This window comes from Parabacteroides sp. ASF519, assembly GCF_000364265.2.
Taxonomy (GTDB): domain Bacteria; phylum Bacteroidota; class Bacteroidia; order Bacteroidales; family Tannerellaceae; genus Parabacteroides; species Parabacteroides goldsteinii.
In genome coordinates this window covers 4,777,514-4,797,036 of the sequence record NZ_AQFV02000006.1, presented here as the reverse complement: position 1 = coordinate 4,797,036, position 19,523 = coordinate 4,777,514, and the positions used below count along the sequence as shown (strand labels likewise).

The following is a 19,523-nucleotide window of genomic DNA, read 5'->3' as shown; positions in this document are numbered from 1 at the left end:
AGTATATGACGAACGCCATTGTGTGTATGTGCTTCATAATACGATCCCTTCTTTCATTACATTATAATAAAACATAGACCGTGCTTTGAGTTCTTCCCATTTTTTACGGGTGACAACCATCGGGTTGATCATTACCCCGGTATTGAATTCTACATCATAAAGAGGATAAGTAATTTCCCGTTCCTCTTTTAGTGTCAGACTCTCTTTATCGACCAGGATTAACAGATCGATATCACTGTCGGAACGTGCATCGCCACGCGCTTCGCTTCCGTATAGGATGGCAGTCGCAGTCGGGGCAATACGATGTATAATCTCTTTCAACGTTTTTACTACTTCAGGTCGTTTCATCTGTAACTCCTTTCTTTAATTTTGATTCTTAATATTTCTCTTTCTGCTCGCGTTTCTCTTATTCTACCACCACCCACCGCTCGATATTCCGCATCTCATTGCTGAAGTTGATACCGATCTTGAACAGCTTGCGCGGGTCGGAGGCGAAGGGGAGGGCATAATTCTTTTCGTTGATCTGCCGGAGAGCTTCCTCGGCGGTTCCCTCGAATTTGAACTCCATTACATAGATGAACTTGTCCGTTTGCAGCAGCAGGTCGATACGCCCTTGCGAAGTATGGTATTCCGCCTTTACATAGAAACCGATCAGCTTGTAGACGATGAACAGCACGTTCTGGTAATGCAGTTCCAGGTCGCGCACCAACTCGTAAGGCGTGTCGGCAAAGAAGGATTGCAGGCGGAGGAAGAAAGCGTCGTAATCGCCGCTACGCACTTCGCGAACGAATTTGGTGATATGGAAAGCAACGTTCACCTTGTCGGTATCGGTGTAGAAAGGCAATAGGAACTTCATAAACCCTTCATCCACTTCGCGGTTGGGGAAACCCAGGTAGTACGTGCCGAACTCGCGGTCGTAGTCCTTGATCGTCAGGTAGCCGCTCTGGTAAATCACCGGTATCGGGTTGGTCGAGGAAGAGTCGATGCTGTTGAGCGTATCTTCGTCGGTTTCCACATTCTCCATGTTGTGGAGGTCGTAATTATGCATTTTCAGCAGCTCCACCAGATAGGTCGGCGTGCCGGTTTCAAACCAGTAGTTGCCGAATTTGCGTTTGGCAAAAGTGTTCAGCAGGCTGAAAGGATTGTAGATGCCAATGGAGTTTTCCACAAAATGATAGCCGTCGTAGCACTCTTTCAGTTCGGAGCATACTTCATCGTAAGTCATGCCTTGTGCCTGTGCCAACTTGTTGATACCCTCTTCAAAGTTGTCGTGCAACTCCTGTTCGGTGATGCCGCAGAGCGCAACGTATTCATCCCACATCGACAGGTCGTTCAGGTTATTGAGTGCGCTGAACACGCTTATCTTACCGAACTTGGTGACGCCCGTTAAGAAAGCGAATTTGATGCTCCCGTCCATCGTTTTGATCACGGAATAAAAAGCCTGCAAGATGCTGCGGAACGACTTTTGCAATTCTTCATTGCCGATAGCCTGCAACATCGGTTTGTCGTATTCGTCGACCAGGATAGCCACGCGATGTCCTGTTTGTTCATGGGCACGTCGGATGATACCTTTGAAGCGAAGCGGCAGGGACGTTTCCGAAGGTTCCGTTCCGTAGATTCTTTCCCAGTAGCAGAGCGTGTCATTCAGTATATTTTCGAGGCTTTCCGGGTCTTCATACTTTTCGGTGTTCAGATCCAGATGCAACACCGGCCGTTTCACCCAGTCTTTTTCCAGCTTTTCTACCGCCAGCCCTTCGAACAGTTCGCGCTTGCCTTCGAAGTAGGCTTCGAGGGTGGAGATCAGCAGGCTTTTGCCGAAACGGCGCGGGCGGCTGAGGAAGTAGTAACTGCCACGATCTACCAACTGATACATTAAAGCCGTTTTGTCGACATAGATATATCCGTCTTTGCGGAGTTTCTCGAAGTTCTGTATTCCAATAGGATATTTTACGCTCATGATCTTTGACGGGTTTTTAGGATTTCACAGTTACAAAGATACATTTTCCCCTCGTAATCCCCTTCAGTCTTCCCGCATATTCTTCCCCCGGCACGTTTTTTCCCCCACTATTTTGTCGCATTTTGCAAAATGTTACAACATTCTCCCCCTTTTTCTTCACCTTGCGGCATAAAAATAAAGCACATGATAGGAATGCAACACATCGATGAGAGGAATACCGCCGTGCCCGACTGGTTCGTCGGTTATTACGATTCAGGGTATTTTTGGGTAGGTGTGGCGGTGCTGAGCCTGCTGACGGTCGTGCTGATCGTGCTGGCGTGCCGGCTCTATTACGAGATGAAAGAAGCGCAACGCATCCTCGACGAACACGAAAAGGAATAAACAAACAGAATGATCGCTAGTAATAATATTTAAAAACAGATTACCATGGCAACAAAAAAGTACGTGTGGAAATTCGACCTCGAAGAGTACCTGATGACAAAAGACGTGAAGGAAGACTTCGCCGCTAAGGTGAAACCCATCCAAACTTTCTACATGGCCGATGTGGCGCGTTTGATCGCTGAAGAACGCACCGAATACCGCATCGACACGATCGTGAACATCACCAAGCTCGTGGAAGCGAAAATCCGCCAGCTTGCCTGTGGCAACAACATTGTAGTAACCGACAACGTGCAGTATTCACCCGGCATCCTCGGCCTCTTCCTCGGAAAGACAGGCGTGGTAGACCCGGCGAAGAATAAGGCAGTTATCAACATGATCGCCACTGCCGCCCTGCGTGCCGAAACGGATCAGGTGGCGCTCGAATTTTCGGGTGTCGTGCGCGACATGGGCGGCGCCAACATCAGCCTGGTGAAAGACGTGACCACGGGCAAGACCGACGGAACCGTCACCCCCGGCGGCATCCTCGACGTCACAGGCTCGAAGATACGCAGTGTCAATGCCGACGGCACGGGGCTGGGCTTGCTCACGCTGGTCAACACCGCCGACCTGAGCGTGGCCGCCACCATCACGCTGCTGGCTATCAACGATCCCAAACGACTGATGTTCAACATCCCTGCCGACCTGGCCAAGGGCAGCTACCAGCTTACGCTCGAAACCTGGTTCAGCACCAACAGCACCCAGCTCAAGCAATCGCGTACCCTTACGTATGCCATTCCGCTGGTGGTGGGCGGCACGAGCGGCGGCGGCGGTGACGACCGTCCGGAGATCGAGTAAACCTCTTTCGCAGGGCAAGGATCTGTTCGATGCCGTCGAACCGTCCCTTTCGATGCTGTCGAAGCGTCCCTTTCGATGGCGTCGAACCGACCGCTTCGATGGCATCGAACAAGCCGCTTCGATTTCACCCGACAGGCAAACGGCTCTTCCGGCATTCACAAACAATCTAAAATAATATCACTTATGAAACATGTTACATCTTATTTATTTCTGATTATAGCCTTCCTGCTTCTCGGAGTAAACGGGGCGGCGGCACAAAAGGAGGAGTGTCCTTTCACGGTTACCGATAAGATTGATGCTAATATTTCCTACGATAAAGAAAATAAAGTACTTTCCATTGAAGGTAGTGGTAACGTAACCATTGAGGGGGATGGAACTTCTACCGGCTGGGGGATTGAAATAGAACCTCAAAGCATCCATTTCCAAGTGACAATAAAAAACCTGAGTATCGAAAGAAAAGGGGTGCCTCTGAAAATAAAGGGGGAGTCTAACTGTTCTATCACAATAGAAGGAACGAACCGGTTTGTTTCGACAGGCTCGTCGGGAACTGCCGGGATAGAGGTCAAAGGCTCTCTCTCCTTACGAGGAAGCGGCTCCCTGACTGCCATAGGGGCAGAAGGAACCGACGGTACTCCCGGAGGAGCAGGGATCGGTGGTGGAGCATATCTGAACATATATGGTGGCATCATCCATGCCAAAGGCGGGGCAGGTGCGGCCGGTATCTCCTCCGGTAATACTTCCATCGGAGGAAACGCCTTTGTCATAGCCATCGACGGGACGGATGATGATGAGGTCATTGCGACGACTACCCAGATAGAGAATCATACGAAAGGCCTGTTTATCCGGGGCGAGAAAGAGTCCGATGGCTCCATCGTGTGGGCCTCTTCCGCCCTGGTAGGCAACGTCGCATTGGAGAGCAACGCCGAAATCCCCGATTGGGCGGAGGTCACTATTGCCGACAACCAGTCATTGACTGTTCCCGACGGCTTTACCCTTACCAACAACGGAACCCTTACCAACAACGGAACCCTTACCAACAACGGAACAATTACCAACAACGGCACCCTTAGCTTCGGCGAGTACGGAAAATTGAACGGTTCGCTGGAACAGATTAATAATAACGGGGGAGGGGAGATGGTTTGTGATGTTGAGGTAATAATAAATCGTTCTGGTTTGCCTTTAGCGGATATTCAAGGCTTAAATCTTTATAATAATACGCAAGAAGAAAAGTATGATTTGAACGAAGAAAGACTTGGGCTTTATAATTTATCTTCCCTTCCAGTCACTTCCGACGATTATGAGTTACGTATAGGAAACTATCCGGTCGGCCAAAAGATTACGATTCCTCTCGGAGGTATAGTGACTGTACAGATTATCAAACTGTATTTTAAGATCGAGGATGCTAAACTTGTTAAAGTATTTAGAGTTCCGGATCAGCCTGTCCCTCCATACGAACCGGAAATCACCAAACCCGGACATACCCTCAAATGGTATAAAGATGAACAGTATTCAATTCCAATGACCGATGCCGATTGGGAAAACACAGAGAATGATTTAGATGGGCAAATAATCTACGGCCGCTGGGAATCCGACACTCCCCCCGAGCCGGTAGATCCCGAGCCGGTAGAGCCTGATCCTCCCTACGTCCCCATCTACTACTCCGTCTACCTCCCGCAGGTAGAAGGCGCCGCGACCGACCCCGGCCCCGGCGAGTACGACGTAGAATCGTGGAGCACCTTCCGCTTCTACCTCACGCTCGACACGGCCTACAGCCAGTCGCAGCCCATCGTAACGACCGACCGCGGCGAAACGCTCGTGCCCCGCACCTCCGACGGAGCCTACCTCGTTAAATACGTGCGCACCGACGTGGAAATCTACATCGACGGCATCGAGAAGAACAACCCGGTAGCCAACGAGCCGATCCGTGCCGCCGACGACCTGCCGCAGATCTGGACGGAACGCTCCCTGCTCTGCGTGCAGACCGCCACCGCCGAAGACGTCCGCGTCGTAACCGCCTCCGGCAGCCTGGCCCTGACATTCTGTTCAGTCCCGGGACTGAATCGTCGGCAATTGCCGACGGGCTTCTATATCGTGCAAGTGGGTAAAACCGTGCGTAAGGTGATAGTGAGGTAGGGGAATCGGTTACCATCGGTCGCAATAAAGAATGATTCACATTTCACCCGGCAGGCAAACTGCTCTTCCGGTATTTACAAACAATCTAAAATAATATCATTTATGAAACATCTTACATCTTATATATTTCTGATTATAGCCTTCCTGCTGCTTGGAGTAAACGGGGCGGCGGCACAAGAAAAAGACTGTCCTTTTAAGGTTGCCGTTGTAGGGGATAATACTGATATTTCCTACGATAATAAAGTACTTTCCATTAGAAGTAGTGATAAGGTAACCATTACGGGAGATGGAAGTCTTACCGACTGGGGAATTGAAATAGAATCTCGAGGCCGTCTGGTGGTGACAATAGAAGACCTGAATATCGAAAGAGAAGGGGTGCCTCTGAAAATAAAGAGGAGGGTTAACTTTTCTATCATAATAGAAGGAACGAACCGGTTTGTTTCGAAAGGCTCGTCGGGAACTGCCGGGATAGAGGTCGAATCCTCTATCTCCTTACGAGGGGGCGGTTCCCTGACTGCCATAGGGGCAAATGGAGATGGCAAAACTCCCGGAGGAGCAGGGATCGGTGGTGATGGAGGATCCCTGATCATAGAGGGTGGCATCATCCATGCCGAAGGCGGGGCAGGTGCGCCCGGTATCGGTAGTGATGGAACATCCCTGATCATACAAGGTGGCATCATCCATGCCAAAGGCGGGGCAGGTGCACCCGGTATCGGTGTAAGCGATCCTAAAAAGGACATGACGATTCAGATCTTTGGAGGCACGGTAACCGCCATCGGCAAAAATACGGCTCCCGGCATAGATGGCGGTGCCTCCTCCAATTATCCTTCCATCGCAGGAAACGCCTTTGTCATAGCCATCGACGGGACGGATGACAAGGGCGAAAACCCTGCGACTACCCAGATAAATAATCATACGAACGGCCTGTTTATCCTGGGGCAGCAACAGCCCGATAACTCCATCGTGTGGGACTCTTCCGCCCTGGTAGGCGACGTCACATTGGAGAGCAACGCCGAAATCCCCGATTGGGCAGAGGTCACTATTGCCGACGGCCAAACCTTTACCATCGCCGATGGCATCACCCTCGTCAACAACGGCACTCTCACCAACAATGGCGCCTTCACGAACAACGGCACGTTAAGCGGCACCGTTGCTGGTGTAGGTTCCCTTAATATAGGGGGGAAAGAGGGGTTCGATGTATTTAATACCGATGGTGGTGCAACTTTTAGCTATAATGGCACGGAGGAAGTGCTTACCATTAGCAGAAGTGGCTACGTCTTAATCAGAGGCAGAAATAAGGATAAAGCTGTCGGATGCGGGATTGTAATTGAGCAGAGTGCGAGCATCCGTCTGACTCTTGAAGACTTGAATATTAAAGCTGATAAAGCTTTTGTGTATGGGGATGAAAGTCCCGGGGTTTCGAGGGGGTATTCTCTTGTCTTGCAAGGAACAAATAGACTAACGTCTATCAATGGGCCTGGGATGAACTTATATATTGAAGTGAACTTTAGGGGCACCGGCTCCCTGACAGTTACAGGAGGAAACGGTCATGCCGGTATAAAGGCTCCCTCTTTGTCTTTTTTTCTTGAAAACAATGTCTTCGTTGTCGCCATCGGTGGCAAAGATGCAGCAAGCGGTATCGAGATACGTAACAAGTTCTACCACAATAGAGGCCTCTTTATCCACGGTACGCAAGAGGATGACGGCAGCTTCTCGGAGCAATACTCCAAACTGGTAGGCAGCGACTTTACCCTGGGCGGCGACGCCGAAATCCCCGATGGGGCAACGGTCACTATTGACGAAGGCCAAACCTTTACCATCGACGCGGGTGTAACTCTTACGAATAACGGTACTATCGAAAACAACGGCATTATCCGTAACAAAGGAACCCTTAAAGGCAAGCCCGTCGAGGGGACGGGTAAATTGTATAATGTCATCACCTTTAATGCCAACTATTCGGCATCCCCTGTTCTTGTTGAAAAAGATTTCCTTCAAGGCGACGCACTCCCTAGCGATATCTTTACCCGTTCGGGCTACACCTTCCAGGGTTGGTACGACGCTCCCGATGGCGGAACAAAAGTAGAAACCGTCACCGAGCCGCAAACGCTCTATGCCCGGTGGAAAGCAGTGCCAGTGCCCGAACCCGACCCCGAACCTGCCCCAACGATCTACTACACAGTCACCTTACCCTTTGTGGAGGGCGCCGCGACCGACCCTGTGGCAGGCGATTACGACGTAGAATCGTGGAGCACCTTCCGCTTCTACCTCACGCTCGATTCGGCCTATAGCGAGTCGCAGCCCATCGTAACGACCGACCGCGGCGAAACGCTCGTGCCCCGCACCTCCGACGGAGCCTACCTCGTTAAATACGTGCGCACCGACGTGGAAGTCTATATCGACGGTATCGAGAAGAACAACCCGGTAGCCAACGAGCCGATCCGCACCGCCGCCCCCGAGCCGGAGATATGGAGCGAAGACGCCTGCCTCTGCATCCGCCTGCCCGAAGGTCTGCCGACGTCGCCCGTCCGCATCTTTACGGCGGAAGGCCGCCTGCTCGACAGCTTCCGTTCAACCCCGGGGTTGAACCGTCGGCAATTGCCGACGGGGATCTATATCGTACAGGTGGGGGCGACGGTGCGAAAAGTGGCAATACTCTAAAAGAATATATTTATTAATCTTGCCCGTCAAGAAAGGAGGATATACGAAAACGGGCCAATTGGATAGAATAGTTTTATTAATAACTTAAATTTTAGAAATCATGAGTCAAGGAGCATATTTGGAATTTGCTAACAGAGCATTCGACAAAGTTGATGTAACTGTTGATTTTTGTAATAAAAAAGACTGGGAACATGGGAAATACCCTCAATGGGAAAATCCTGTGTTGACCGAGAAGTGTTATTTGAGTAGTACTCGACTGGAAATGGCGAGTGGAAAAGTTCATGGATATTTCAGAGTAACTATCACGATTGATGGCAAGAGTGAAAACTTTGGTTCAAAGGAATTCGATTTGAACGATGCTACTAATGGTACACGAAATTGGTCCTATTATTATTCGGGAGGTATAAACGATTGTGTCATTCTGGTAACTTATGGAAGAGGTTTGGATACACTTGGCGGTGAGAAAATGAAAGATAAGAGAGGCTGCTACCGCTTTGAAATGTTCAGAACCTCTAAACGCCGTATCGGCGTTATGACTGATTATCACTACGGATGCGAAGAAAATGGCAATACCGGCAATCAGGTTAATGTGGTAAATGAAATAAACAGACTGCGCAACCGTCCCGAATTTCTTGTCATGACGGGCGACCTGCTTGACAACCCGACAAATTTGGAAGACAGGGATATATGGAAAAACTTCATAGACCCGTTGGAGTTGAAGAATATCCCGGTGGCTGATGGATTTGGCAACCATGACCTTTGGACGGGTGTCGGAGCGAAAGATGTGAAGAAGGAGATCAAAAAGCGCAATGACATGAGAAGAAAGGAATGGAATGCGTTCGGATACTGTGATAAATACAACTCGGATAAAGCAGAGAATAAGGGATATCACTATGCATGGAAAGTATTCCTGCAGAAAAGAATGTCGAACGGAGAGTTGAAGCAAAAGTCTGTTGAATGTATTATGCTCAACAATGTGCCCGGAAGTGACAATGTAAAAGATGCCGTAGATACTAGCGGTAGTCATAAAAAAGGTACTTACTGCTATGACTCGGTGGGTTTTCTGGGTGTTTATCTTGCTTCATTAGGAATGCAATCTTCCTGCAATGACAGAATAGTTTTGTTGTTCTTCCATATCAATTATGAGAGTGAAAGGCTCGAAACATCGAATAACTTTTACAGATGGTGGCCTAAAGATGCGAGATATCAATTAAACTATTTGATTAATAATAAATATAAGTGTCCTACACATGCTTTCTTCGGTCATATTCACGAAAGTAGAATGGTTAAAGAAGAATTACATTTCTCTCCCCAGGATGCTTCCGGTTTGGAAGGGTATAGATGCGCGGTGTCCAAAACCAACCGCTATCTGAATGTAATCGACCTGGAGCTGGTGGAAGAAAACGGAGAATGCAAATTAAGAATGACCACCTCGTATGGCAAAACAGCCGATCTCACCGTCGACGACGGCGGACTGAGAGAATTTGAAACAAAAGACTTTTGATTGGCTCCGGCCGTGTCGTTATTGGGCGGGAAAGCCTAATAACGACAATGGCTGTTCGATAATGAAAGCGATAGCCCTGTAAGGCGTAACAAAAAAGAAAATTACATGTATGGAAACAACAACAAAGACAAAACAGCAATCCGTTTTCCGCCTTCTGGCGGCTCTGTTCTTCCTCTGCCTCTTTGCCCCGATGGCGGCAGGGCAGAATAACTGGAAAGACCATTGTGCGACTCAGATAGTAAACAAAGACGGTGGCAACGGCTCATCTTGGGACAACGCCATCGAGATAGCCACCGCCGAAGAGCTTGCCTACTTTGCGCAGCAGGTGAATAACAAGGCGTCTATCAGTTGTGGTAACGGCAATTCGATCGGTCCGGACGATAACGGTCAAGCAGGAGGCTTTAAAGACTACTACTTCGTCCTCGCCGCCGACATCGACCTGTCGGATTATGATTGGACGCCGATAGGGAACGCTACTAATCCTTTCAATGGTAATTTCGATGGCCGGGGGCATTGTGTGAACGGGCTGAAGGTCGAAACCGTTAGTGGGAGTGCCTATGCCGGCTTGTTCGGTTGTACGTCTGTCGGAATCCTCCGTAACCTTGGTGTCCGTCTGGCGGATGCGGGGATACAGGCAAATTCGACGGGTGGTTCTGCTTATGTCGGTGGAATAGCCGGGTACGCTCATAACATCTTTAACTGCTATGTAGTGGGAGAGGGGGCTATTGGGGTAAGTTCTTCAGAAATGGGTGATTATATCTATGCCGGTGGGATCGTAGGATCTCTTGGCACTAATAGTTCGCTTGCTAATTGTTATGCTACTGTAAATGTAAAGGTAGAATCTGATGGTTTGGTTTATGTTGGTGGTATTGTCGGGTTTGGTAATTTTAATTCAACGATCTCCCACACCTATGCCACGGGAGATGTTGAAACGGGAACAGTAGATTATAGGCGTTACGCCGGCGGTATCTGCGGATATTTGCAGACCGAGGGCACTCTCACAAACAGTTTGGCCGTCAATGGACGGATAATAGGAGGCGACTCATATAGTAACCGGATAATTGGTCATCAGGAGAGTAAGGCCACTCTCGACGCCAACTACGCCTCCCCCGAGATACAGGTGAACGGCAGCGTTGTCAACGATGGAGCCGGGGACGACGTGAACGGCAATCCAAGTGTCAATCTTGGTAACTTTGGTTCTGTATTGACTTGGGGTAATGGTTGGGATACAAGAGATGACACGCACCTGCCGCAGTTGAAGAGGCAGACAGGCGATGACCCTAATTACTCTTACATCGCCTGGCCTACCGGCGAAGGCTACACCCCGCAACCTTCGCTCGATGCCGCCACCTATTTCCTTCCGAAGCATATCCTTCACATCGTTTCTCCCACCGGAGGAACCCTGAAGGTAACAGACAAAGACGGAAACGAACTATCTGACGGCAGCAAGATAGTTTCCGGCACCCTTTTGACGCTTTCGTATACGGAAAGCCCTAATTACCGTTTCTCGGAGTACCTTTCCGGCAGCAGTGCCGACAATCTGCGTACTCTTTCCGGCAACACGATTCAGATCTCCGATGCCGACCTCTACCTGAGTGCCCGTTTCAATTACGAGGATCCCACGCCTCCACCGCCACCTGCCCCGATTTACTACTCCGTCTTCCTTCCCAGCGTGGAAGGTGCCGTAACTGATCCCGTAGCCGGCACTTACGACGTAGAGTCGTGGAGCACCTTCCGCTTCTACCTCACGATTGACACGGCCTACAGCCAGTCGCAACCCGTAGTCACCACCAGCCGCGGCGAAACGCTTCAGCCCCGCACCTCCGACGGTGCCTACCTGCTGAAGTACGTGCGCACCGACGTGGAAGTCTACATCGACGGCATCCTGCTGAACCCGCCGCCCGTCGCCAACGAGCCGATCCGTGCCGCCGCCCCCGAGCCGGAGATATGGAGCGAAGACGCCTGCCTCTGCATCCGCCTGCCCGAAGGCCTGCTGACGTCGCCCGTCCGCATCTTTACGGCGGAAGGCCGCCTGCTCGACAGCTTCGGTTCAACCCCGGGGTTGAACCGTCGGCAATTGCCGACGGGGATCTATATCGTACAGGTTGGGGTGACGGTACGAAAGGTGGCGGTAAAAGTTAAATGATTGTGTCGTACTTGCGGGTACCTATGGGAGCAACAAACGTGGCACGTTTTTTGTTCCTATAGGTATATGATTATAAGCGCAAGTAGACGAACCGATATTCCCGCTTTCTATTCGGAATGGTTCTTCAATAGGATTAAAGAGAAATATGTATTGGTACCCAATCCGTACAATCCCAAAATGATCAGCAGGATTGATTTGAGCCCTGCGGTGGTGGATTGTTTTGTGTTCTGGACGAAGAATCCGAACCGGATGATCGACAAGCTGGAGGGGATAAAGGATTACAACTATTATTTTCAGTTTACCCTCAATCCTTATGGCGAAGATGTGGAAAATCATTTACCGGCGGTGAAGGAACGTATCGAAATATTCAAACGGCTTTCCGATAAGATAGGCCGGGAAAAGGTCGTTTGGCGATACGATCCCTTATTGACTAATAAGAAATACGACACCTCTTTTCATAAAGAAGCATTTGCCGGGATAGCATATGGCCTCCAAGATCATACGGAACGGTGTATGCTCGGCTTTATCGACCATTATCAGCATATTCGCGGCGAAGTGAGCAAATTCGACATACAGCCTCTGAAGCAGGAAGAGATCGAAGAAATGGCCGTTTCTTTCAAACAAACTATGGATCAGTATCCGTCTATCGAGTTCGATACCTGCACAAGGAAAGTGGACTTGACCCATCTGGGAATACCCAGTGGCCTGTGTGTGGATAAAAAACTGATCGAAAAGATCATTGGCTATCCTATCTCCGCCAGGAAGGACAAGAACCAGCGGGATATCTGCAATTGTATCGAAAGCATCGATATAGGCACTTACGAAAGTTGTCTGAACGGCTGCATTTATTGCTATGCTATCAAGGGTAACTACAATACCGCCGGGTTCAACAATCGGAAGCACGATAAAAACTCTCCCATGCTGATCGGTAATGTCGTAGCGGGGGATGTGATAAAAGACAGGCTGATGAAGAGCCTGAGGGATGATCAGCTTTCGCTGTTTTAGAGTTTATATTTTATCAGACACGTTTATAAATCCGGATTTTTATGTAAGTTTGTCCGGATTAAAAAGATTTCGGATATGCCTATTATAAAACGGATATTGATCTGGTGCAGGAACATACTTATCTTTCTGTTCATATCCAGCATTCTGGCGGTGGTGGTGTATAAGTTCATCCCCGTTTACTATACGCCTTTGATGCTGACACGTCTGTATGACCAGCATAAGGCCGGCAAACCCTTTAAGCTCGATCATACATGGGTGCCATTGTCGGAGATCGCCCAGCCGTTGGTGCAGGCGGTGGTCGCTTCGGAGGACAACCTGTTCCTCGACCATAACGGCTTCGATATCGAGCAGATACAGAAGGCCCGCGACGAAGCCGAGAAAGGGAAACGTGTCCGTGGTGCCAGCACGATCTCACAGCAGACAGCCAAGAACGTATTCCTTCTCCCCGCTAAAAGCTATATCCGGAAAGGGATCGAAGCCTATTTCACCCTGCTGATCGAATGGATATGGGGAAAAGAACGGATCATGGAAGTCTATCTCAACTCCATAGAGATGGGGGATGGTATCTACGGGGCCGAGGCGGTGGCACAGGCTCATTTCAAGAAGCCGGCAGCCAGGTTGAGTGCGGGCGAGGCGGCGTTGATAGCTGCTTCACTACCCAATCCGCGGAAATTCAATTCCGGCAAACCTTCTCCCTATATGCTGAAACGGCAGGGGCAGATCCTTTCCCTGATGGGTAAGCTGATAAAGATACAGATGGGCCACGGTGCCGGAGAGATAGAAAATAAAGATGGTAAAATAAAAAAGAGAAAGAAATGGAGAGCTTCACTTTTCACGACCTCGGACGTATCGCTTATGCCGACGCTTTAAAGGTTCAGACGGAAGCGTTTGAGACACTGTTGCATGCTAAGGTTTGGGGCGGACAGGGAGAGAATAAACTGTTTTTCTGCGAACATGAACCCGTGCTGACGATCGGCAAGAGCGGGAAAGACGCTAACCTGCTGATCCCTGCCGAGCTGCTGAAACTGCGGGGCATTTCCTTCTTCCACACGAACCGGGGAGGGGATATCACCTATCACGGCCCCGGACAGATCACTGGTTATCCGGTATTCGACCTGGAGCATTGGCAACTGGGACTGAAACAGTATATCCATACCCTGGAAGAAGTCATTATCCGCTTCCTGTCTCTCTACGGGATAAAAGGGGAGCGGCTGGAAGGAGCGACCGGTGTTTGGATCGAGCCTATGGTGAAAGGCCGTGCCCGTAAGATATGTGCCATCGGGGTGAAGAGCAGCCGGTACGTCACCATGCACGGTTTTGCGCTGAACATCAATACCGACCTGAGCTATTTTTCCCTGATCAATCCTTGTGGCTTCACTGATAAAGGCGTCACTTCGCTGGAAAAGGAATTAGGCGGAAAGCAGGACTTCGAACTGGCTAAAACACAACTTCATTCATTATTCTCAGAACTGTTTCCCTGATGGATTATAAGATACATTTCGCCCCTTTGCAAGGATATACCGATGCCGTGTACCGGGAAGTCCACCACCGTATATTCGGTGGGGTGGAGAATTATTACACCCCTTTTGTGCGTGTGGAGAAAGACGGTTTCCGTAACAAAGATATCCGTGATATCGCTCCGGACAGAAATTCGGAAACACCTGTGATTCCCCAACTGATTGCTGCTACTCCCGATGAGTTCCGCCGTCTGGCAGCATTGTTTCGGGAAAAGGGATACCGGCAGGCGGATATCAATATGGGTTGTCCTTACCCTATGCAGGCGCGTTTGCACCGGGGGGCGGGGATTCTTCCTTTTGTTGAAGAGGCGGAGGCTTTGTTACAGACGATCCGGGAGTTCCCGGAGATGAACTTTTCGGTTAAACTCCGGTTAGGCTGGAATGCTCCGGATGAGGTCTTTGCCTTGCTTCCGGTAATGAACTCCTTGCGGCTGGCTCATGTTACTTTGCATCCCCGGATAGGTACGCAACAATACAAAGGAAATGTGGATACAGATAGTTTCGCCCGTTTCTATGAGGCATGCAGGCATCCGCTTTTCTATAACGGAGATTTGAACAGCCTGGAAGATATCGACCGGATTCTCTGCCGGTTTCCCCGTCTGGCGGGTGTGATGTCGGGGCGTGGCCTGTTATCCTCTCCCTGGCTGGCTGCGGAATATGCAGCAGGCAACGGTTTTACGGATGAAGAAAAGAAAGCGAAACTGCTACATTTCCATACGTTGTTGTTTAAAAAATATAGCAGTGCGCTTGAAGGAGGCGACCATCAGATACTGGCCAAAATGAAAACCCTTTGGGATTACCTGTTGCCGGAGGCGGAGAAACGTCTGCGGAAGAAGATACTGAAAAGCAACCAACTGCCTACTTATCTTCAGGCCGTGAAGGAACTGTTACAATAGTTGAATCAGCCTTTGCCGGTGCGATTGTATCGGCTGGGGCAAGCGGGATAATCGGTACTAATTTCCTTCTCCGGCGGAAAAACTCGGAGAGATGGGAGAAGTCTTTCTTGAACATGACACCTACGCCCTGAGTTGTTAACGCCCCGTTGAGGTATTTGTACATATCATTTGCATGATTGTATGCTTTTAGCCGGATTTCTCCGCTGGGGGTTAGCTTGTATTCCAGGTCGAACTCACCGACAAAGTCATTCTTTTGCTGATACGTATTGTTCCTGTATCCGAAACTGCCGTTGAACAGCAGGCGGTTGTCGAGCAATTGGCTGGAAAGCAACATTTCCACTTCCGTATCCTGTATGCCGTCTTCGCTGGTACGGATATTCGTTCCGATCTGTACCTTGTCGGTCAGGCTGTTCAGAATGCTTGAAATCTGGGAAGAGATGGCAGAAGAAGCTACTGCACTGAATTCGCTCGAACGATACGCATTCTGAGAATAGTCGGGTGTGTAGAACTTATTCAATACCAGCAGATAGATGATCTGGCGCGTCATCATATCTTCGGTATCGACCAATGCCTTCATCTGTCGTTCTATCTCTTCGTTGGTGCCGGGCAGCTCCAGGTCGAATGAGATTGCCGGACTGCGCAACATACCATCCAGGTTAAGCACGCAGTTGACGGGGACGTTGGTTCGTGGACTTTCCCTGGCAAGTCCGTCATCCAGATCACGCAAGTTGGCGGTCAGGTTATAAATAGCATTTATATGCATCGTCGCGTCGAAAGGATCGCCACGGAAGTCGATTGCACTGCCTTCACGTATCTTAAAGTCTTTATGGATAATCTGCTGTAAGCTGAAATTATAGTTACCGCTGACGATTCCCATGTTGCCATACATGCGTAAGTCTGTTTTCGTCCCGTATTCTATCTGCATGCTTCCGCTGCAATTACCGGTTATTTTGTCGCCGGCAATCGGGTCCATAATCAGTTCGATTTTGGCATCGGGGGTGATATCGAGCAGGAAGTTCATGCGCATTTCGGCCCCTTCCTCTTCTTCATTGTTTACAATCTTCAGGGAATCCCGCGATAATGTACCGTTGGCCAGATCTTTCAATTGTTTTTTATCCATAAAAGTGATAAAGTCATAGTCGGCAGCAGTAGTGTTGTTGATGAAGTCGAGGGTAATGGACGTCTTAGGATCGCTCCGCATATTGATATCGAAGTTGATCAGCTTGTCATTTCCTTTGATGGAGGCCGAACCGCTGCCGAAAACGGTACCGTAGATCAGTGGATTCAGTTTGCGGGTAGCGTTGAATACCAGCATATTCTTTGTCTTGACATTCACTTCAAAGCTGACATCTTTGAAGTGGTTATGGTAGACGCTCATGTTGACGGTACCCGGATTGCCGAACTCGTCGTGAACCGTCAGGTCGCGCATATTTATGGAACCGGCATCCATGTAGATGGAGTCGGAGAATGTATAATACGTATTGGTATATTCGATACCCAGGCCGCCGTCCAGCACGTATGCGTCGCCCTCTACGGTCAGCGCTTTGAACGGGCCGTGCAGGTGGACGTTTCCGAATCCCCGTCCTTTCATGTTTTTGGCCACCTTTTCCACAAAAGGATGGAGGAATCCCAGGTTGATATCGTTGGCATCGAAGAACAGGGAGAGTCCGGCATTTTGTCCGACCGGGAAGATATAGCCGCTTACGTCGGTCCATGTCGTATCGTTTTTATAGATGCTGCCCAGCATCAGGATACCTTTTTGGGCATCGTCCCACTCGCTGAACAGATTTAGCCGGCCAAGGGGAGTCTGGTTGAATGAAAAGTCATTTATTTCAAGGTCGGTGTTCAGCATGCGGCTTCCGTAAAGGTCGCAGATGTTGAATGTACCCGTTGCTTTCCCGGCAAACTGTAATACCGGAATGTTCAGTATATCGAATATATAACTGAGTTCAACCTGTTTCAGATCCATTAAAAGGGTATCTGCCGGATTTTTGGAGATGCTTCCGTCCAGCAACAACGATTGTTTTTCGTTGCCTACCCTGAATTTATGGATATCTATTTTACCGTCGGCTATTCTGATATCCGACGGGTGGATGATCCATAGAGAATCGTTCAGCACCAGCTGGCTCTCTTTCACGGCAATATCGGTTCGTAGCACGGCAGGCTTTTTCTCCTGTTCCTCTTCCGTAAAGAGGGCGGAAGCCGAAAGTTCGGCACGAAATTCTTTTTCCTTGTTGTTTGCCCATCCGATCAGCGTATTGATCCGGTTATCCTTGGCATCCACTTTCAGATCGAGGTAGTTGCGAAGTCCTTTCTGGTTGTAGTTGATCGCTTTTAATAGCAGGTTGATGTTTTCCTGCGGGTTGTCGCATGTCAGATAACCGGATTCGAACATGGATTTGCCCAGTCTGAACTTGGGGAGGAAGGCTTCGATGCGGAATTTGTTATACAGGTTGTTGTAATGTCCCGTGATACGTGCCTGGTTTACTATTGTTACCGGCAATTTGAGTGTTTCGGATATCTTCTCCGTGTTTTCCACAGTCAGCAACAGCGAGAAATTGTTTTCTTCTACTTTCTGCTTTTTCTGCGTGGCATTGATAAGCGCCGGAATATATCCTTTGAAGGTATTCATGAAACTCGGGATGATCGTTTTGAACGAGTAAGCACCTGTCACTTCCCCGTTCAGAATGTCGGACGAGATCGTCAGATGGCGATCCAGCGAATGACCGGAGGCCGTTACCTGAAACTTTTTCAGGAAAAAGCTGCTGGGTGCTGTGAGGAAGGACAGACTGTCTATCGTGATGTTCCCCTCCAGGTTATCTATATTGTTGCCGGTGAAGTCGGCGTTCAGGGATAACGAGATATCCGGCGATTCGTATTTATCGATCAGGTGGAGGCTGTCCGGGCGGAAATGCTCCAGATTGGCGGTGAAGTTGAACATGGAGTTCTTTCCTTCGTGGCGGAACATACCCTCTGCATACAACTTACCGTTCGGATCGTTCACCTGTACCATCCCGTCAAAGCTGTTTTTCTTGAAATTTCCGGATAACTGAATATCTTCGTATTTGTATTTCCTGTATTCGAATTCGTCGATATTTGCTTTGATATTACCAAAGAAACTGCTGTTTTTATGCCGTTTGGCATCGACCGATATGTTCAGCTTGGCGTTACCGTAAGGGTTGCCTTCGTCGAAAAGTTCGTTCAGAAGCAGGCCGGAGGTGGAAACATGTCCTTTCAGGTAGGCTGCGATATTATTTTCTTTATCACTACCGAATATCATATCGGTTTGTACGGAGCCGATAGCCGAAGAGAACTTGCCGAAAGCCACCAGGTTATCGAAGAAGCCGGATATCTCTCCGGTAAAGTTGATCGTACCCAACCGGATAACCGGATCGGGCAGGACGACCGGTTTTTTATTGAAATTGTTTATCAGTCCGCTCAGTCCGTCGGTGGTAATATACATTTTGTTCACCTGTCCGAAGATATAGGCGTCTTCCGGGTGGCTGATTCCTTTTAGGTCCATTTTTCCGATAAACAGCATCTTGTCACTGTATCGTAATGTCAACTGTTTCAGGTTGATATTGTTGATGGCTCCGGAGGCTTCGGCCGAAAGCTCAATGGTTTCGGTGAAATTACTAAAGGCCGGAACGAAGGACGAAAGGTCTTTCAGGCAGATTTGCGACGGAGATATGTTCAGTGCCAGCGGCGCATGGTTCAGTAGCTCGGAAGCATTGTTGATTTCGCGCATGTCTATCCTGGCCTTGCTGATTTTCAAATCGGTTTCCGGCAACTTGATTTCGAAGTTATTGATAAATGTGCTGTCGCGGTTGCCGATGATATTCATCGAGAGTTTGTTCAACGTAAAGCCGGAAGCCTCGTCGAAACTCATCTTTTTGATGTTCGCGTTGAGACTGTCCTTATTGAACGCTTTCATGGAAATCTTGGCACTCAGGTTCTTGATGTCCACATGTTTGGCGTTGAACTTACCGGGCGTTTGCGCCTCGCTCTCCACATCAAACCGGAAATTACCGCGGCGTATCAGGATGGAGTTGAAGCGCAGGTCGATATTCGGATTCTTCTTCATCGTATCTTTGCTGGCGAAAGCGTCGATAACGAACTGGAGGTTCAGCGGACTGTCGGGAGTCTTTTTATTGAGATTGACCGAAAAGCCGAATAACCGGACCGTAGAGAATACGAATTTGCCTTTGAGCAACGGGAGGACTTCGAAACCGGCAGCCACATGATTTGCCTCGAATAAGGTCTTACCTGTCTCGTCTTCCAGGTATAAGTTGTCGAGTACCACGCGGTTGAACCACTCGATATTTACATTTCCTATCTTTACGGGCACACCGAGATGGCTGGATAATTCTGTCGATGCAATGCCGGAAACCTGAGATTGGATATAAGGTATCTTCAATAAAATGAAAGGCATTGCATAGAATATCCAGAACAAAACAAGTAGGGTAATGATTATGTATTTTAGTCCTCTGAT

The 19,523-nt window shown here is 49.1% G+C and carries 13 protein-coding genes; 10 read left to right on the top strand and 3 right to left on the bottom strand.

All coding sequences use genetic code 11. The annotated features are described in order from the left end of the window. Nucleotides 1-33 precede the first annotated feature (33 nt). A complete protein-coding gene (locus C825_RS19145) occupies nucleotides 34-348 on the bottom strand; it encodes a nucleotidyltransferase domain-containing protein (protein WP_010803712.1) in 315 nt (104 codons plus the stop codon). A gap of 58 nt (nucleotides 349-406) precedes the next feature. After that, nucleotides 407-1,957: a PD-(D/E)XK nuclease domain-containing ATP-binding protein gene (locus C825_RS19140; RefSeq protein ID WP_010803711.1), complete on the bottom strand. Its 1,551-nt coding sequence runs from the start codon at nucleotides 1,955-1,957 to the stop codon at nucleotides 407-409. 183 nt (nucleotides 1,958-2,140) lie between these two features. Here C825_RS19140 and C825_RS19135 point away from each other — a divergent pair, with 183 nt between their 5' ends. The 10 genes from C825_RS19135 to C825_RS19090 all read left to right on the top strand — a co-directional run bounded on the left by C825_RS19135 (nucleotide 2,141) and on the right by C825_RS19090 (nucleotide 15,031). Beyond that, nucleotides 2,141-2,338: a hypothetical protein gene (locus tag C825_RS19135; protein ID WP_007653156.1), complete on the top strand. Its 198-nt coding sequence runs from the start codon at nucleotides 2,141-2,143 to the stop codon at nucleotides 2,336-2,338. A gap of 45 nt (nucleotides 2,339-2,383) precedes the next feature. Next, the gene (locus C825_RS19130; RefSeq protein WP_010803710.1) at nucleotides 2,384-3,172 is read left to right on the top strand and encodes a DUF4469 domain-containing protein; all 789 of its coding nucleotides are present in this window, start codon (nucleotides 2,384-2,386) and stop codon (nucleotides 3,170-3,172) included. A gap of 183 nt (nucleotides 3,173-3,355) precedes the next feature. Then, on the top strand, nucleotides 3,356-5,305 hold the full coding sequence (locus C825_RS19125; RefSeq protein ID WP_010803709.1) for a hypothetical protein: 1,950 nt from the start codon (nucleotides 3,356-3,358) through the stop codon (nucleotides 5,303-5,305). Between the two features lie 102 nt (nucleotides 5,306-5,407). After that, nucleotides 5,408-7,963 carry an InlB B-repeat-containing protein gene (locus C825_RS19120; RefSeq protein ID WP_010803708.1) on the top strand — a complete coding sequence of 852 codons (2,556 nt, stop codon included), beginning with the start codon at nucleotides 5,408-5,410 and terminating at the stop codon, nucleotides 7,961-7,963. Nucleotides 7,964-8,063: 100 nt separating this feature from the next. Further along, a complete protein-coding gene (locus C825_RS19115; RefSeq protein ID WP_010803707.1) occupies nucleotides 8,064-9,467 on the top strand; it encodes a metallophosphoesterase in 1,404 nt (467 codons plus the stop codon). A gap of 109 nt (nucleotides 9,468-9,576) precedes the next feature. Next, a complete protein-coding gene (locus C825_RS19110) occupies nucleotides 9,577-11,613 on the top strand; it encodes a GLUG motif-containing protein (protein ID WP_010803706.1) in 2,037 nt (678 codons plus the stop codon). Nucleotides 11,614-11,679: 66 nt separating this feature from the next. Then, the gene (locus C825_RS19105) at nucleotides 11,680-12,618 is read left to right on the top strand and encodes a DUF1848 domain-containing protein (RefSeq protein ID WP_010803705.1); all 939 of its coding nucleotides are present in this window, start codon (nucleotides 11,680-11,682) and stop codon (nucleotides 12,616-12,618) included. Nucleotides 12,619-12,693: 75 nt separating this feature from the next. Then, nucleotides 12,694-13,488, top strand: coding sequence for a monofunctional biosynthetic peptidoglycan transglycosylase (gene mtgA / locus C825_RS19100; protein WP_010803704.1), 795 nt, complete (start codon nucleotides 12,694-12,696; stop codon nucleotides 13,486-13,488). Further along, nucleotides 13,434-14,099 carry a lipoyl(octanoyl) transferase LipB gene (gene lipB, locus C825_RS19095; protein ID WP_010803703.1) on the top strand — a complete coding sequence of 222 codons (666 nt, stop codon included), beginning with the start codon at nucleotides 13,434-13,436 and terminating at the stop codon, nucleotides 14,097-14,099. Before mtgA ends, lipB begins: the two co-directional genes overlap by 55 nt. Beyond that, nucleotides 14,099-15,031: a tRNA-dihydrouridine synthase family protein gene (locus C825_RS19090; RefSeq protein ID WP_010803702.1), complete on the top strand. Its 933-nt coding sequence runs from the start codon at nucleotides 14,099-14,101 to the stop codon at nucleotides 15,029-15,031. Before lipB ends, C825_RS19090 begins: the two co-directional genes overlap by 1 nt. Here C825_RS19090 and C825_RS19085 read toward each other — a convergent pair. Further along, nucleotides 14,994-19,463, bottom strand: a complete 4,470-nt coding sequence (locus C825_RS19085) for a translocation/assembly module TamB domain-containing protein (protein ID WP_044214693.1) — start codon at nucleotides 19,461-19,463, stop codon at nucleotides 14,994-14,996. The two genes, C825_RS19090 and C825_RS19085, sit on opposite strands and share 38 nt — an antisense overlap. Nucleotides 19,464-19,523: the final 60 nt, after the last annotated feature.

Coding starts and splice junctions, on each gene's coding strand:
- C825_RS19125 (WP_010803709.1), top strand. CDS start 3,356: ATGAAACATGTTACATCTTATTTATTTCTGATTATAGCCTTCCTGCTT.
- C825_RS19115 (WP_010803707.1), top strand. CDS start 8,064: ATGAGTCAAGGAGCATATTTGGAATTTGCTAACAGAGCATTCGACAAA.
- C825_RS19105 (WP_010803705.1), top strand. CDS start 11,680: ATGATTATAAGCGCAAGTAGACGAACCGATATTCCCGCTTTCTATTCG.
- C825_RS19110 (WP_010803706.1), top strand. CDS start 9,577: ATGGAAACAACAACAAAGACAAAACAGCAATCCGTTTTCCGCCTTCTG.
- lipB (WP_010803703.1), top strand. CDS start 13,434: ATGGAGAGCTTCACTTTTCACGACCTCGGACGTATCGCTTATGCCGAC.
- C825_RS19130 (WP_010803710.1), top strand. CDS start 2,384: ATGGCAACAAAAAAGTACGTGTGGAAATTCGACCTCGAAGAGTACCTG.
- C825_RS19145 (WP_010803712.1), bottom strand. CDS start 348: ATGAAACGACCTGAAGTAGTAAAAACGTTGAAAGAGATTATACATCGT.
- C825_RS19135 (WP_007653156.1), top strand. CDS start 2,141: ATGATAGGAATGCAACACATCGATGAGAGGAATACCGCCGTGCCCGAC.
- mtgA (WP_010803704.1), top strand. CDS start 12,694: ATGCCTATTATAAAACGGATATTGATCTGGTGCAGGAACATACTTATC.
- C825_RS19140 (WP_010803711.1), bottom strand. CDS start 1,957: ATGAGCGTAAAATATCCTATTGGAATACAGAACTTCGAGAAACTCCGC.
- C825_RS19120 (WP_010803708.1), top strand. CDS start 5,408: ATGAAACATCTTACATCTTATATATTTCTGATTATAGCCTTCCTGCTG.
- C825_RS19090 (WP_010803702.1), top strand. CDS start 14,099: ATGGATTATAAGATACATTTCGCCCCTTTGCAAGGATATACCGATGCC.
- C825_RS19085 (WP_044214693.1), bottom strand. CDS start 19,463: ATGCCTTTCATTTTATTGAAGATACCTTATATCCAATCTCAGGTTTCC.